Origin of the sequence: Tabrizicola piscis, from assembly GCF_003940805.1 — a bacterium.
Taxonomy (GTDB): domain Bacteria; phylum Pseudomonadota; class Alphaproteobacteria; order Rhodobacterales; family Rhodobacteraceae; genus Tabrizicola; species Tabrizicola piscis.
This window is the reverse complement of the sequence record NZ_CP034328.1, coordinates 3,427,391-3,441,500: the sequence shown is the minus strand read 5'-3', so window position 1 is coordinate 3,441,500 and position 14,110 is coordinate 3,427,391. Positions and strand designations below refer to the sequence as shown.

Sequence of the window (14,110 nt, the reverse complement as noted above, 5' to 3'; positions counted from 1 at the left end):
CACAAACGGCGGCAATCCCTCTTGCGCTGCAATGCAGCACCCCTAAGGTGACTGGGTCCAGCCTGGGGAGGCCCGCCGATGCCCGAGTTCAAGAAGATCCTGATCGCCAACCGCGGCGAGATCGCCATCCGCGTGATGCGTGCCGCGAACGAGATGGGCAAGAAGACCGTCGCCGTCTATGCCGAGGAGGACAAGCTGGGCCTGCACCGCTTCAAGGCGGATGAGGCCTACCGGATCGGCGAGGGGCTTTCCCCGGTGGGTGCTTACCTTTCGATCCCCGAGATCATCCGGGTGGCAAAGATGGCCGGGGCGGATGCGATCCATCCGGGCTATGGCCTGTTGTCGGAAAACCCCGATTTCGTCGATGCCTGCGATCAGGCCGGGATCACCTTCATCGGCCCGCAGGCTGACACGATGCGCGCCCTTGGCGACAAAGCCTCGGCCCGGCGCGTGGCGATTGAGGCTGGTGTCCCCGTGATCCCCGCGACCGAGGTCTTGGGCGAGGATATGGCGCTGATCAAGAAGCAGGCGGCGGAGGTTGGTTATCCCTTGATGCTCAAGGCCTCATGGGGTGGCGGCGGGCGGGGCATGCGGCCGATCCTGAACGAGGAGGAGCTTGAGGCCAAGGTCCGCGAAGGCCGGCGCGAGGCGGAAGCGGCCTTTGGCAATGGCGAGGGGTATCTGGAAAAGATGATCCAGCGCGCCCGGCATGTGGAGGTGCAGATCCTTGGCGACAAGCAGGGCAACTGCTGGCACCTGTGGGAACGCGACTGCACGGTGCAGCGGCGGAACCAGAAGGTGGTGGAACGCGCCCCCGCGCCCTACCTGACGCCCGAACAGCGCGCCGAAGTCTGCGAGATGGCCAAGCGCATCTGTGCCCATGTGGCCTATGAATGCGCGGGTACAGTCGAATTCCTGATGGATATGGACACCGAGAAGTTCTACTTCATCGAGGTGAACCCCCGTGTGCAGGTCGAACATACCGTCACTGAAGAAGTGACCGGGATCGACATCGTGCAGGCGCAGATCCTGATCGAGGAAGGCAAGTCACTGGCCGAGGCGACCGGTATCGCCCGTCAGGAAGACGTGCCGCTGATCGGCCATGCGTTGCAGTGCCGGGTGACCACGGAAGACCCGCTGAACAACTTCATCCCCGACTATGGCCGTCTGACCGCCTACCGGTCGGCCACCGGCAACGGCATCCGGCTGGACGGCGGGACTGCCTATGCCGGTGGGGTGATCACGCGGTATTATGACTCGCTGCTGGTCAAGGTGACGGCCCATGCCCAGACGCCGGAGAAGGCGATTTCCCGGATGGATCGGGCCCTGCGCGAGTTTCGGATCCGGGGGGTGGCGACGAACATCGAATTCGTGATCAACCTTCTGAAGCACCCGACCTTCCTGAACGACACCTACACGACCAAGTTCATCGACACGACGCCCGAGCTGTTCAACTTCAAGCGCCGCAAGGACCGGGCGACGAAGATCCTGACCTATATCGCCGACATCACGGTGAATGGTCATCCCGAAACGGCTGGCCGCCCGAAACCTCCGGCCGAGGCGAAGGCACCAAAGCCGCCTGCGCTCAAAGCCGATCCGGCGATGGGGACGCGGAACCTTCTGGAACAGAAGGGTCCGCAGGCCGTTGCTGACTGGATGAAGGCGCAGACCAAGGTGCTGATCACTGACACCACGATGCGCGACGGGCACCAGTCGCTGCTGGCGACACGGATGCGGTCGATCGACATGATCCGCGTGGCGCCGACCTATGCCGCGAACCTGCCCGGCCTGTTCAGCGTCGAATGTTGGGGGGGCGCGACCTTTGATGTCGCCTACCGCTTCTTGCAGGAATGCCCTTGGCAGCGGTTGCGCGACCTGCGCGCGGCGATGCCGAACCTGATGACGCAGATGCTTTTGCGGGCGTCGAACGGGGTGGGCTATACCAACTATCCCGACAACGTGGTGCAGGCTTTCGTCAAGCAAGCGGCAGACAGCGGCGTGGACGTGTTCCGCGTGTTCGACAGCCTGAACTGGGTGGAAAACATGCGCGTCGCGATGGACGCGGTGGTTGAGGCCGGGAAGGTCTGTGAGGGCACGATCTGCTATACCGGCGACCTGCTGGACCCCGCCCGCCCGAAGTATGACCTGAAATACTATGTCGCGATGGGGCTGGAGCTGAAGGCCGCCGGGGCGCATGTCCTAGGCCTGAAAGACATGGCGGGCCTTCTGAAACCCGCCGCTGCCCGGGTGCTGGTCAAGGCCCTGAAGCAGGAGGTCGGCTTGCCGATCCATTTCCACACCCACGACACCTCAGGCGCGGGCGCGGCCACGATCCTTGCCGCCTGCGATGCGGGCGTTGATGCAGTGGATGCCGCGATGGACGCGTTTTCAGGCGGCACGTCGCAGCCCTGCCTTGGGTCCATCGTCGAGGCGCTGAAGAACACCGACCGTGACACGGGCCTTGATATCGGCGCGATCCGCGAGATTTCGAACTATTGGGAAAAGGTCCGCGCGCAATACGCGGCGTTCGAATCCGGCATCCCCGCCCCTGCCTCCGAGGTTTACCTGCATGAAATGCCGGGGGGGCAGTTCACCAACCTCAAGGCGCAGGCGCGGTCCTTGGGGCTTGAGGATCGCTGGCATGAGGTCGCCCAGACCTATGCCGATGTGAACCAGATGTTCGGCGATATCGTGAAGGTCACGCCCTCGTCCAAGGTCGTTGGCGACATGGCGCTGATGATGGTGGCGCAGAACCTGACCCGCGCGCAGGTGGAAGATCCCGCCATCGACGTGGCCTTCCCTGAAAGCGTCGGCGACATGCTGAAGGGCAATCTTGGCCAACCCCCCGGTGGCTGGCCTGCGGGCATCCTGAAAAAAGTGCTCAAGGGCGAAAAGCCGATGACGGACCGCCCGGGCCTGCGTCTTCCCCCGGTCGATCTGGAAGCGACCCGCGCGAAACTTGCCGAAGACCTTCGCCTTGGCGCCGAAGAGGCCGAGGGCGAGACGGTGGATGATGAAGACCTGAACGGCTACCTCATGTATCCCAAGGTCTTCATGGACTATCGCACCCGGCACCGGATGTACGGCCCTGTCCGCGTGCTGCCGACCAAGGCCTTTTTCTACGGCATGGAACCCGGCGAAGAGGTCACGGCCGAAATCGACCCCGGCAAGACCCTGGAAATCCGCCTGCAGGCTGTGGGCGAGACCACCGATGACGGCGAGGTCAAGGTGTTCTTCGAACTCAACGGCCAGCCGCGCGTCATCCGCGTGCCGAACCGCGCGGTCAAGGCCAAGACGGCGGCCCGCCCCAAGGCGGCAGAAGGGAACACGTCGCATGTGGGCGCACCCATGCCCGGATCAATCGCGTCGGTCGGGGTGACGGTGGGCCAGAAAGTGCGCGCGGGTGATCTTTTGCTGACCATCGAAGCGATGAAGATGGAAACCGGCCTGCATGCCGACCGCGAAGCCACGGTCAAAGCCGTGCACGTCCAGCCCGGGGCGCAGATCGACGCCAAGGACTTGCTGGTCGAGTTGGAATAGCAAAAGGCCCCGACTTGCGGGGCCTTTTGCTGACCTGTCAGTCCTTAGAAGACGTCGAACAGGTACAGCAGAATGATGATTGGAATCGGCAGGCCGATGGCCCAGGCGAGAATGCCTTTCATAGCGAAGTCTCCTCAAGATCGGGCGGCCCCGTTGGCCACCTCCGCCGCACCAACGCCTCAGACCGGGGATCGTTCCCGTGTTTTCACGCGCCTTTGTTCAGTGGGGCCGGCAAATGTTCGGCTGTTCGTTGGCGGGGTGATTTTTCCCCTTGCAGCCGCGCCCAGCCTTTATTAGATGACGTCCACCGAAACGGAGTGCGGGCGTAGCTCAGGGGTAGAGCATAACCTTGCCAAGGTTAGGGTCGTGAGTTCGAATCTCATCGCCCGCTCCAATCGGATCGCTTGAAAGGCCGCCCCTCGGGCGGCCTTTGGCATTTCCGGGCCCCGGTTGTCATGAAAACTTCACTGGACGTGGGCGCATATTTCCTGATTTCTGGAAATATGGATATGAACCGCACCAGTCTTGCCTTCGCAACCCTTGGCCACCCCGGACGGCTGGCGGTCTTTCGTCTCTTGATGCGCTTTGCCCCCCAGGGGGTGCGGCCAACCGAAATCGCCGTCGCCCTTGGGCTGAAGCAGAACACCCTGTCGCACCACCTTGCCGATCTGTCCGCCGCTGGCCTTGTGCTGGTCCGGCGCGACGGGCGGTCGCTGTTCTATGCCGCTGATCTGGCCATGACCGAGGCGCTGATCGGCCACCTCGCGCTTGATATCGGTCGGGCGCGGCCTGACCTTCTGTCCCCCCTCGTCCCTGCCATCAAGGACCCTGCCATGCGTGACACCGATTTCGACGTGCTGTTCCTGTGCTCGGGCAACTCTGCCCGCTCGATCTTTGCCGAGGCTTTGCTGCGTGACCTAGGCCAAGGCAAATTCCAGGCCTTTTCCGCTGGCACCCGGCCCGGCACCGCGCTGAACCCCTTCGCGCTGGAGGTGTTGCAGCGCAACGGCCATGACATTACCGGCCTGCGGTCCAAACACATTTCCGAATTCCAGCAGCCCGGCACCCCGGTGATGGATTTCGTCTTCACCGTCTGCGACACGGCGGCGGCCGAGGAATGCCCCCCCTGGCCCGGCCAGCCGATCACCGGCCACTGGGGCCTGCCGGACCCGGTCAAGGCCACCGGCACCGACGCCGAACGCGCGCTGGTCTTTGGCCAGACCTACGCAGCGCTCCGCCGCCGGATCGCAGCCTTTGTGGAACTGCCTTTCGCCACGCTCAGCCGCCTGTCGCTGCAAGCCCGCGTCGATGCAATCGGCGGCGATGCACATGCCGGGGAGAAGGCCTGATGACCAAGCCCCGTATTGCCCTCAACGGCCTTGGCCGCATTGGAAAGCTGGCCCTGCGCAACCTGATCGACCAGGGCGCCGGGGGCGAGATTGTCCTGCTGAACGACCCGGCAGGGGATGCCGAACAGCATGCCTTGCTGATGGAGTTCGATTCCGTCCATGGTCGCTGGCCGACCAAGGTTGCCACGGATGCCAAGGGATTGGTCCTGAACGGGCAGAGCATCCGCCTGACGCACGAAAAGTCGATTGACGCGCTGCCGCTTGCTGAACTGGGCGTCGATCTGGTGATCGACTGTGCAGGTGTCTTCAAGACAGCCGCCAAAGTCGCGCCCTACTACGCCAATGGCGTGAAGAAGGTCGTCGTCAGCGCCCCGGTCAAGGACGGCGGTGCGCTCAATCTGGTGTACGGGGTGAATCACCACCTCTACGACGGCTCGCAACCCCTGGTCACCGCCGCCTCCTGCACGACGAACTGCCTCGCCCCAGTGGTGAAGGTGATCCACGAAGGGATCGGCATCCGGCATGGGTCGATCACCACGATCCACGATGTGACCAACACACAGACCATCGTCGACCGTCCCGCCAAGGACATGCGTCGTGCAAGGTCCGCCCTGTTGAACCTGATCCCCACCACCACCGGCAGCGCCACGGCGATCACGCTGATCTACCCGGAACTGAAGGGCCGTCTGAACGGCCACGCTGTCCGGGTGCCGCTGTTGAACGCCTCGCTCACCGATTGCGTGTTCGAGGTCGAACGTCCGACCACGGTCGAGGCGGTGAACGCCCTGTTCCAGACCGCCGCCGAAGGGGCCCTGAAAGGCATCCTCGGGTATGAAACCCGCGCGCTCGTGTCATCGGATTTCACCAACGACCCCCGCTCGGCAATCATAGACGCGCAATCGACCATGGTGGTGAACGGCACGCAGGTGAAGGTCTACGCCTGGTATGACAACGAATGGGGCTATGCCTGCCGTCTGGCCGACATCGCCCGCATGGTGGCAGGCAGCCTCTGATGTGCCATTTTCTGTCCCCAAATATCCCAGGTGGGTCCGGGAGGGCAGCGCCCTCCCGGGGGCAGGCACAAACGAGCCGGGCCGAAGCATGACCGCCAACCCCTTGCGCGCCTACGCCGCCGTCACCGCCGCCTATTGGGCCTTCATGGCCACCGATGGCGCGCTCAGGATGCTGGTGCTCCTGCATTTCAACAGCCTTGGCTTCACCCCGATCCAGCTGGCCTGGCTGTTCCTGCTGTACGAGGTTGCAGGGATTGTCACCAACCTTGCCGCAGGCTGGCTGGCCGCGCGCTTTGGCCTTGCCGCCACGCTTTACGCGGGCCTCGCGCTGCAGGTCTCGGCCTTGGTGGCACTGGCGCAGCTTGATCCGGGCTGGGGTGTCGCCGCCTCGGTTGCGTTCGTGATGGCGGTGCAGGGAGTGTCGGGTGTGGCCAAGGACCTGGCCAAGATGTCGTCGAAATCCGCCGTCAAGCTGCTTGCGCCGACCGAGGGGGGCGGCCTGTTCCGCTGGGTCGCCCGCCTGACCGGGTCAAAGAACGCGGTCAAGGGCCTTGGGTTCTTTCTGGGCGCGGCAATGCTGGCCTTGGTCGGGTTCAAGGCCGCCGTCTGGGGCATGGCCGCCGCATTGGCGCTGATCCTGCTGGCGGTCGTGCTGTTCCTGCCCGCGGGCCTGCCCGGGCGGATGAAAGCGGACGAAGCTTGGGGCGGCTGGTGTTCCCCCGACCGCCAGGTGAACCGGCTGTCGCTCGCCCGGCTGTTCCTGTTTGGCGCGCGGGATGTCTGGTTCGTGGTCGGCGTCCCGATCTACTTCCAGATGGTGCTGTCCGACGGCACGCCCGAAGGCCGACGCGAGGCCTTCTTTCTGATCGGCGGCTTCCTTGCCCTCTGGATCATCGCCTATGGCGCGGTTCAGGCCATGGCCCCCCACATCCTTGGCGGCAAGGATCAGCCCGTGGCCGCCACCGTGGCCAAGGCGATCCGCTGGTCGGGGCTGCTGGCACCAATCCCCTTCGTCCTCGCGGCTGCCGCGCTTTGGGCCGGAGCGCCGTCCCCCGCCCTCAGCCTGACACTGGTGGCGGGGCTCCTCCTCTTCGGCTTTGTCTTTGCGGTGAATTCCTCGGTCCATTCCTACCTGATCCTCGCCTTCGGTCAGGCCGACCGCATCACCCGCGACGTGGGGTTCTACTACATGGCCAATGCCGCCGGCCGCCTGATCGGCACGCTGTTGTCCGGCCTCAGCTATCAACTCGGCGGCCTGCCGCTCTGTCTGGCCACTGCCGGGATCATGGCCACGGCCAGCTGGCTGGCCGCGCGACGGCTGCGAACCCCCTGAACCGCCTTCCCATCCCGCCCCCCGCGCCCTATAAGGCCCGCGTCAGCAAGGGGAACCGCGATGCGCCGTGCCGAGGTCAGCCGCCAAACCGCCGAGACCGAGATTTCGGTCACCGTCACTCTGGACGGCACCGGCAGCCATGACTGCCAGACCGGCGTCGGGTTCTTTGACCACATGCTGGACCAGCTGGCCCGCCACAGCCTGATCGACCTGACCGTCCGTGCCAAGGGCGACCTGCACATCGACGATCATCACACGGTCGAAGATGTCGGCATCGCACTGGGTCAGGCCCTTGCCAAAGCACTGGGCGACAAGCGCGGCATCCGCCGCTACGGTCATTTCCGCCTTGCGATGGACGACGCGCAGGTCGCCTGCGCGCTGGACCTGTCGGCGCGGCCCTACCTGGTGTGGAACCTGCCCTTCCCCACGCCGAAGATCGGCAGCTTTGACACCGAACTGGTGCGCGAATTCTTTCAGGCCCTTGCCACGCACGGCGGCATCACGCTGCATGTCGACCTGATCCATGGCTTCAACAGCCACCACATCGCCGAGGCTGCCTTCAAAGCCGTCGCCCGTGCCCTGCGCGAGGCGGTCGAGCCCGATCCCCGCGGCCAAGGCATCCCGTCCACCAAGGGCACCCTCTAAGCCCTTTCATTCTGGCGGAAATATCCCCGCCGGAGGCTTCTGCCCTTTCCGCCAACCCGCCGGTCACCGCTCATGCTCACCGTCCTTGTCGACTACGATTCCGGCAACCTTCACTCCGCCGAGAAAGCCTTTCAGCGCATGGCAGCCGAGGGGGACGGGGGCGAAATCCTCGTCTCCTCCCGGCCCGAAGATGTGGCCCGCGCCGACCGGATCGTTCTGCCCGGCGACGGGGCCTTCCCCGCCTGCCGGACGGCACTTGGCAGCTATGGCGGCCTGTTCGAGGCGATTGAGGACGCAGTCACCCACAAGGCCCGCCCGTTTCTGGGCATCTGCGTCGGCATGCAGATGCTGGCCAGCCGGGGGCACGAATACCGCCTGACCGAAGGCTTCGACTGGATCGCCGGGGATGTGGAGCGGATCAAGCCCGCCGACCCAAGCCTGAAAGTCCCGCATATGGGCTGGAACGATCTGGTGATCGACCACCCCCACCCCGTGCTGGACGGGCTGAAGACCGGCGACCACGCCTATTTCGTCCACTCCTACCACTTCCGCGTCACCAATCCGGCGCATCGGCTGGCCTTCTGCGACTATGGCGGCCCCATCACGGCCATCGTTGGCCGCGACACCATCATCGGCACCCAGTTCCACCCCGAGAAGTCACAGGCGGCAGGTCTGCGGCTGATCGCAAACTTCCTGCGCTGGCGGCCCTGATCCCGCCAAAGCCCTAGTCCTGCCAAAGCCTAGGCTCGGCGAATTCCACTGAATTGCCCGCCGGATCGCGGATATAAAGCGACCGGGCACCGTTCGGCCAGTCAAACTCGGTCTCAATCGGCACGCCCGCGCGGGTCAGATGGTCGCGCCATGCGTCGATCTCGGCGCGTGAGGCGGCAAAGCACACATGCCCGGCCCCCCGCGCACCATGCACGGGCACCGGTAGCATGGCATCGGGCGCACGGATCTCGGTCGCGGCGGGATCGAAGACCAGCAAGACGCCCTCTCCCACCCGAAAGAACAGATGTCGTTCGGGCACCTTGGCAATCAAGGGCAGGGCCAGAATTCGGCCGTAGAAATCCTCGGCGGCAACAAGGTCGCCGGCATAGATCGCGGTTTCCAGAATGGCTGCGGGCTGCATGGGCCAAGGCTGCGCCGCTTTGCCAAAGGCGTCAAGCAGGTCGGGCGGCCCGGGCCCTGTCGATCAGCGCCAGCCCGCCAAGGATCAGCGCCAGCCCCAAAAGATGGCGCGGTTCCAGCCGCTCACCCAGCACCAGCCAGCCCAAACCGGCAGCGCTGAGCGGCACAAGGAAGGTGACAAGGGAAATCGCGGTCGCCCCGGCCCGTGCCAGGATGCGGAAGTAGATCAGATAGGCCAGCGCGGTGGACAGCACCGCCAGCGCCAGCACGGCCATCACCGGCACTGCCCCCGGGGCCTGCATCGCCCAGGGCCGGTCCACCCACAGCCAGATCGGCGCCAGAAGGACCGTGCTTGCCACCACCTGTCCGAAGGCCGTGGCCATCGGGGCCAGCCCCGCCTGCCGGAACCTGCGGCCCCAGACGCTTGCAAATCCATAAGACAGCGCCGCCGCCAGACAGGCGGCCATCGCCGGCACCGCGCCCTCCAGCCGCCCCGCGGCCATCATCACCACGACCCCGGCAAAGCCCAAGCCCACCCCGGCAAGCTTGGCCGGGCTCAGCCGTTCATCCCGTGTCGCCAGATGGGCGACGATCACTGTGAAGATCGGCGTTGTGGCATTGAGAACCGAGGCCAACGCCCCGGTGATCGCGGTCTGCGCCACCACGATCAGCACGAAAGGGATCGCATTGTTCAAAAGCCCCATGACCAGAAGCCCCGGCCACAGCCCGCGCGGGGGCATGCCCTGCCCGGTCAGCCGCAGCGCCAACCCAAGGATCAGCGCCGCCAGCGCCACCCGCGCCCAGACGATGGTCAGGGGTGTCAGCGCCTCAAGCGCCAGTTCCACAAACAGAAAGGACCCGCCCCAAAGCAGGGACAGCGTCCAAAGCAAAAGCCAATCGGTGCCGCGCATCGTCCGTCCTCCTGCCGCCCTTCGTGGCAGAGGCCGGGTGCCCGCGCGACCCGGTCCTTGCGCTTTACTTCACCCGCTTCCAGGTCCCGCCATCGCGGCAGATGCCCATGACGCAACCGCGCACGGACAGATTGTTCCCCGCCAAGGTCATGTCGCCGTTGTATTCCTTGTCACGATCCGGCGAGTAAATCCGGCCGTCATCATAAAGCCCGTCGGCATAGGGCACCATATCCCAAACGATCTGGCGGCCGATGTTGTCACTGGCGATCTCCGCGCCCGAGCCGTCAAAGGCCTTGACCAGCGTGCCACAAAAGGCCGGGCCGCAGGGCTTGATCTCGACATGGCCAAAGTTGCCATTGTCATCTGTCTTGGTTTGCCAGATGCCCTCGACCGGATCGGCGAAGGCAGCGCTGCCAAGAACTGCGAATGCGGCGGCGGCAAGATAGATATTCATGGGGTTCCTCCTCCCAAAGGTGTCCATATGCATTGCGCCGCCCGGTTCACCGATCAAGCGTGACGTCGGGTCGCGCGGCGGACCTTTTCATTCATGCCCGCGCATGCCAAAGACGCCGCGACCAAAAGGGGGCGCTCCGATGATCCTGTATCCCGCCATCGACCTGAAAGACGGCCAATGCGTCCGCCTCTTGCGCGGCGAAATGGCGGCGGCGACCGTGTTTGGCGATGACCCGGCGGCTCAGGCGCTGAAGTTTCAGGCGGCGGGCTGCGCATGGCTGCATCTGGTGGACCTGAACGGCGCCTTTGCCGGCCAACCCGTGAACGCGGCGGCGGTGGAGGCGATCCTGGCCGCCGTGAACGTCCCCGCCCAACTCGGCGGCGGTATCCGCGACATGGCGACCATCGCCATGTGGCTGGAAAAGGGCCTTGCCCGCGTGATCCTTGGCACCGTGGCCGTGGAAAACCCGGGCCTCGTGCGTCAGGCCGCGAAGGCCTTTCCCGGAAAGGTCGCTGTCGGCATCGACGCCCGCAAGGGCCGGGTCGCCACCAAGGGCTGGGCCACCGAAACCGAAGTCATCGCCACCGACCTTGCCCGCAGCTTTGAAGACGCCGGCGTCGCCGCACTCATCTACACCGACATCGACCGCGACGGCGCGATGCAGGGCCCGAACATCGAAGCGACCGAGGCGCTCGCCCGCGCCGTGACGATCCCGGTCATCGCCAGCGGCGGCGTGTCGCGGATGGAGGATCTCATCGCCCTGCGCGACACCGGTGTCATCGCAGGGGCGATCTCGGGCCGCGCGCTTTACGATGGCGCGATTGATCTGGGCGCCGCGCTGAAAGCCCTCCAACGCTGAGCCCTTTCTCTTCTCCAAATATCCCGGGGGGGAAAGCTGCGGCACGCAGCTTTGGGGGGCTGGCCCCCCTTTCGCCGCCCCGACCCAGACGCTAGGGTGCACCCATGCTGAAAACCCGCATCATCCCCTGCCTTGACGTGGCCAACGGCCGCGTCGTCAAGGGCGTCAACTTCGTCGATCTGGTCGACGCGGGCGATCCGGTCGAGGCGGCCAAGGCCTATGACGCCGCCGGCGCGGATGAGCTTTGCTTTCTTGACATCATGGCCACCGAAGACAACCGCGCCACGATGTATGACCTTGTGACCCGCACCGCCGAACAGTGCTTCATGCCGCTGACTGTCGGCGGCGGGGTGCGCACGCCCGAGGATGTGCGCAAACTTCTCCTCGCCGGGGCGGACAAGGTCAGCTTCAACTCGGCCGCCGTGGCCCGCCCGGATGTGGTGGCCGAAGCGGCGGACCGGTTCGGGTCGCAATGCATCGTGGTGGCCATCGACGCCAAGACCGTCGCCCCCGGCAAATGGGAGATCTTTACCCACGGGGGCCGCCGGGCGACCGGCATCGACGCGGTGGACTTCGCCCGCACGGTGGCGGCCAAGGGCGCGGGCGAGATCCTTCTGACCAGCATGGACCGCGATGGAACCAAGCAGGGGTTCAACCTCCCCCTGACCCGGACCATCGCCGATGCGGTGGACATACCGGTCATCGCCAGTGGCGGGGTCGGGACGCTGGACCATCTGGTCGAAGGGATCACGGAAGGCCACGCCAGCGCCGTGCTTGCCGCGTCGATCTTTCATTTCGGCACCTACACCATCGGTCAAGCCAAAGCGCATATGGCCGCTGCCGGCATCCCTGTGAGGCTGACATGACACTGGAAAAGCTTGCCGCCACAATCGCAGCCCGCAAGGGGGCCGACCCCGAAACCTCATGGACGGCAAAGCTGCTGGCCAAAGGGCCCGAGAAATGCGCCGAGAAGTTTGGCGAAGAAGCCATCGAGGCGATCATCGAAGCCGTCAAGGGCGACCGCGCCCGTCTGACGGCGGAGGCGGCGGATGTCCTCTACCACCTGCTGGTGATGCTTGCGGCGCGGGATGTCTCACTGGCCGAAGTCTTGGCCGAGCTGGATCGCCGCGACGGCACGTCGGGCATCGCCGAAAAAGCCGGACGCTAAGGCCGATTTCTTCCAAGAAATCGGACCGGAGCCTTCAAAGGCTCCGAGCCGGAATTTTCGAAAATTCCGGTATGCCTACAGCCCCAAACGCGGAATTTCGATGGCTGGGCAGCGGTCCATCACCACCCGCAGCCCCGCGGCCCGCGCCCGTGCGGCAGCAGCTTCGTCGATCACGCCAAGCTGCATCCAGACCACCTTGGCGCCCACCGCAATCGCTTCGTCAACGACAGCGCCCGCCTCTTCGCTGCGGCGAAAGATGTCGACCATGTCCACTGGCCCCACTTCGGCCAGCGACGCCTTGACCACCTCGCCCAGCGCCTCCTGCCCGGCTTGACCCGGGTTGACCGGGATTACCCGGTACCCCCGCGCCGCCAGAAAGGCAGCGACCCGATGGCTTGGCCGGTCGGGCTTTGGCGACCAGCCCACAAGGGCAATCGTCTTTACCGTGGTCAGGATATCGCGGAGTTCGGCATCGGTCGGCATGGCATCACCTGAATAAAAAGGCGCCCACAGGGCAAGCCCGGGGCGCCAAGTGCGGAACGAGGGACAGTGAAGTCAAGGACGGGGTTCCGGCCCGTGCCTCCACTTTGTCATTTAGGGACCCGCAGCGCCCACAAAAGACCCTTCGCGGATTCGTGATCACGGGTTCACCTGGCGGTGACGGCCTGCGTGGCCGCGTAGAGGGATACCGCCGCCGCATTCGACACGTTCAGGCTGCCGAAGGCACCGGCAAAGGGGATGCGGGCCAGCACATCGCAGGTCTCACGGGTCTTTTCCCGCAGGCCCGGCCCTTCCGCCCCCAGCACAAGCCCAATCGCGCGGCCACCCGCAGCGCCTACAGCCGCATCAAGGGTAACCTCGGCCTCGCCATCCAGTCCGATCAGCGTAAAGCCCATATCCTTCAGCGCTTCCATTGCCTCGGACAGGTTGGTGACCCGCAGATAGGGCTGGCGTTCCAATGCGCCGCTGGCCGTCTTTGCCAGTGCCCCGGTTTCCGGCGCGGAATGGTGGCGGGGCGCGATCACGGCGCGGGCCCCGAACACCTCAGCCGAGCGCAGGATGGCGCCCACGTTATGCGGGTCTGTCACCCGGTCCAGCAGCACGACAAGCGGCAGGCCCTGCCCCGAGATGCAGACATCTTCCAGCCGACCCCAGTCCAGGCTGCGCACTTCCAGCGCCGCGCCCTGATGCACCGACCCTTCGTCGATCGGCGCGTCAAACCGGCGCGGGTCCACGATCTGCGGCTCCATGCCAGAGGCCGCGACCGCTGCTTCCAGCTTGTCGAAGGCGTTCTTGGTCAGGACCAGCTGCAGCTTTTCGCGCTGCGGGTTTTCCAGCGCGTCCCGAACCGCGTGCAGCCCGAACAGCCACAGGGTTTCCCGCGCCTCGCGTTTTTGGCCGCGTTCCTTGTCCACCACCCAAGCAGGCTTTTTCGCACCCGTCTTCATTCGCCCACCCCCTGAAATCCGGCCCGGACTCTGTGTCAGGACCGCCCGGCGATGCAAGCCGAAAACGTCACCTTCGGCCCTTGACGCCCCCCGCCCCCTTGAGTAGACCCACCCCCGGCGGGCGACGAGCTGCAAGGTGCGGCAGGGGACTGTAACTCCCCCGGGGCGACCCACGCCTGGTTCGATTCCAGGGTCGCCCACCATGCTTTGCATGGTGCCTACCGCCAAGACCCCCTTTGGATATGCGACGGTACCGCCG

Annotated in this window: 14 protein-coding genes and 2 tRNA genes; 11 read left to right on the top strand and 5 right to left on the bottom strand. The window is 65.3% G+C overall.

The genetic code is table 11. The annotated features are described in order from the left end of the window. Positions 1–78 precede the first annotated feature (78 nt). From pyc to hisH, 7 genes are all read left to right on the top strand, one after another. A complete protein-coding gene (gene pyc, locus EI545_RS16730) occupies positions 79–3,540 on the top strand; it encodes a pyruvate carboxylase (RefSeq protein ID WP_125326515.1) in 3,462 nt (1,153 codons plus the stop codon). Positions 3,541–3,859: 319 nt separating this feature from the next. After that, positions 3,860–3,934 (top strand) — tRNA-Gly (locus EI545_RS16725). 109 nt (positions 3,935–4,043) lie between these two features. Beyond that, entirely contained in the window at positions 4,044–4,889 is an 846-nt protein-coding gene (locus EI545_RS16720) for a metalloregulator ArsR/SmtB family transcription factor (RefSeq protein WP_125326514.1), read from the top strand. Further along, positions 4,889–5,902: an ArsJ-associated glyceraldehyde-3-phosphate dehydrogenase gene (locus EI545_RS16715; protein ID WP_125326513.1), complete on the top strand. Its 1,014-nt coding sequence runs from the start codon at positions 4,889–4,891 to the stop codon at positions 5,900–5,902. Before EI545_RS16720 ends, EI545_RS16715 begins: the two co-directional genes overlap by 1 nt. Positions 5,903–5,990: 88 nt before the next feature. Beyond that, positions 5,991–7,235 (top strand): organoarsenical effux MFS transporter ArsJ, encoded by a 1,245-nt coding sequence (arsJ, locus tag EI545_RS16710; protein WP_125326512.1) that lies wholly within the window; start codon positions 5,991–5,993, stop codon positions 7,233–7,235. Between the two features lie 60 nt (positions 7,236–7,295). Beyond that, a complete protein-coding gene (gene hisB, locus EI545_RS16705; protein ID WP_125326511.1) occupies positions 7,296–7,880 on the top strand; it encodes an imidazoleglycerol-phosphate dehydratase HisB in 585 nt (194 codons plus the stop codon). A 72-nt stretch (positions 7,881–7,952) separates the two neighbouring features. Beyond that, complete coding sequence (gene hisH, locus EI545_RS16700; RefSeq protein ID WP_125326510.1) at positions 7,953–8,591, top strand: imidazole glycerol phosphate synthase subunit HisH; 639 nt, start codon at positions 7,953–7,955, stop codon at positions 8,589–8,591. Between the two features lie 13 nt (positions 8,592–8,604). Here the strand turns inward: hisH and EI545_RS16695 are convergent, their stop codons facing one another. The 3 genes from EI545_RS16695 to EI545_RS16685 all read right to left on the bottom strand — a co-directional run bounded on the left by EI545_RS16695 (position 8,605) and on the right by EI545_RS16685 (position 10,376). Further along, entirely contained in the window at positions 8,605–9,012 is a 408-nt protein-coding gene (locus EI545_RS16695; RefSeq protein ID WP_125326509.1) for a VOC family protein, read from the bottom strand. 31 nt (positions 9,013–9,043) lie between these two features. Continuing rightward, positions 9,044–9,922, bottom strand: a complete 879-nt coding sequence (locus EI545_RS16690; protein ID WP_125326508.1) for a DMT family transporter — start codon at positions 9,920–9,922, stop codon at positions 9,044–9,046. A 64-nt stretch (positions 9,923–9,986) separates the two neighbouring features. Beyond that, positions 9,987–10,376 (bottom strand): DUF2147 domain-containing protein, encoded by a 390-nt coding sequence (locus tag EI545_RS16685; protein ID WP_125326507.1) that lies wholly within the window; start codon positions 10,374–10,376, stop codon positions 9,987–9,989. Positions 10,377–10,515: 139 nt separating this feature from the next. Here EI545_RS16685 and hisA point away from each other — a divergent pair, with 139 nt between their 5' ends. The 3 genes from hisA (at position 10,516) to EI545_RS16670 (ending at position 12,403) form a co-directional block, all read left to right on the top strand. Next, a complete protein-coding gene (hisA, locus tag EI545_RS16680) occupies positions 10,516–11,235 on the top strand; it encodes a 1-(5-phosphoribosyl)-5-[(5-phosphoribosylamino)methylideneamino]imidazole-4-carboxamide isomerase (protein ID WP_125326506.1) in 720 nt (239 codons plus the stop codon). Positions 11,236–11,339: 104 nt separating this feature from the next. Further along, entirely contained in the window at positions 11,340–12,101 is a 762-nt protein-coding gene (hisF, locus tag EI545_RS16675; RefSeq protein WP_125326505.1) for an imidazole glycerol phosphate synthase subunit HisF, read from the top strand. Then, positions 12,098–12,403, top strand: coding sequence for a phosphoribosyl-ATP diphosphatase (locus tag EI545_RS16670; protein WP_125326504.1), 306 nt, complete (start codon positions 12,098–12,100; stop codon positions 12,401–12,403). The genes hisF and EI545_RS16670 overlap by 4 nt, the downstream gene beginning before the upstream one ends. Before the next feature lie 75 nt (positions 12,404–12,478). Here the strand turns inward: EI545_RS16670 and EI545_RS16665 are convergent, their stop codons facing one another. Both EI545_RS16665 and rlmB read right to left on the bottom strand, forming a co-directional pair. Continuing rightward, the gene (locus EI545_RS16665) at positions 12,479–12,886 is read right to left on the bottom strand and encodes a CoA-binding protein (protein WP_125326503.1); all 408 of its coding nucleotides are present in this window, start codon (positions 12,884–12,886) and stop codon (positions 12,479–12,481) included. A gap of 164 nt (positions 12,887–13,050) precedes the next feature. After that, complete coding sequence (rlmB, locus tag EI545_RS16660; protein ID WP_125326502.1) at positions 13,051–13,851, bottom strand: 23S rRNA (guanosine(2251)-2'-O)-methyltransferase RlmB; 801 nt, start codon at positions 13,849–13,851, stop codon at positions 13,051–13,053. Positions 13,852–13,970: 119 nt separating this feature from the next. On the opposite strand from rlmB, the gene EI545_RS21415 reads away from it, so the two are divergent. Beyond that, positions 13,971–14,054, top strand: a tRNA-Tyr gene (locus EI545_RS21415). The last annotated feature ends 56 nt before the right edge of the window (positions 14,055–14,110 follow it).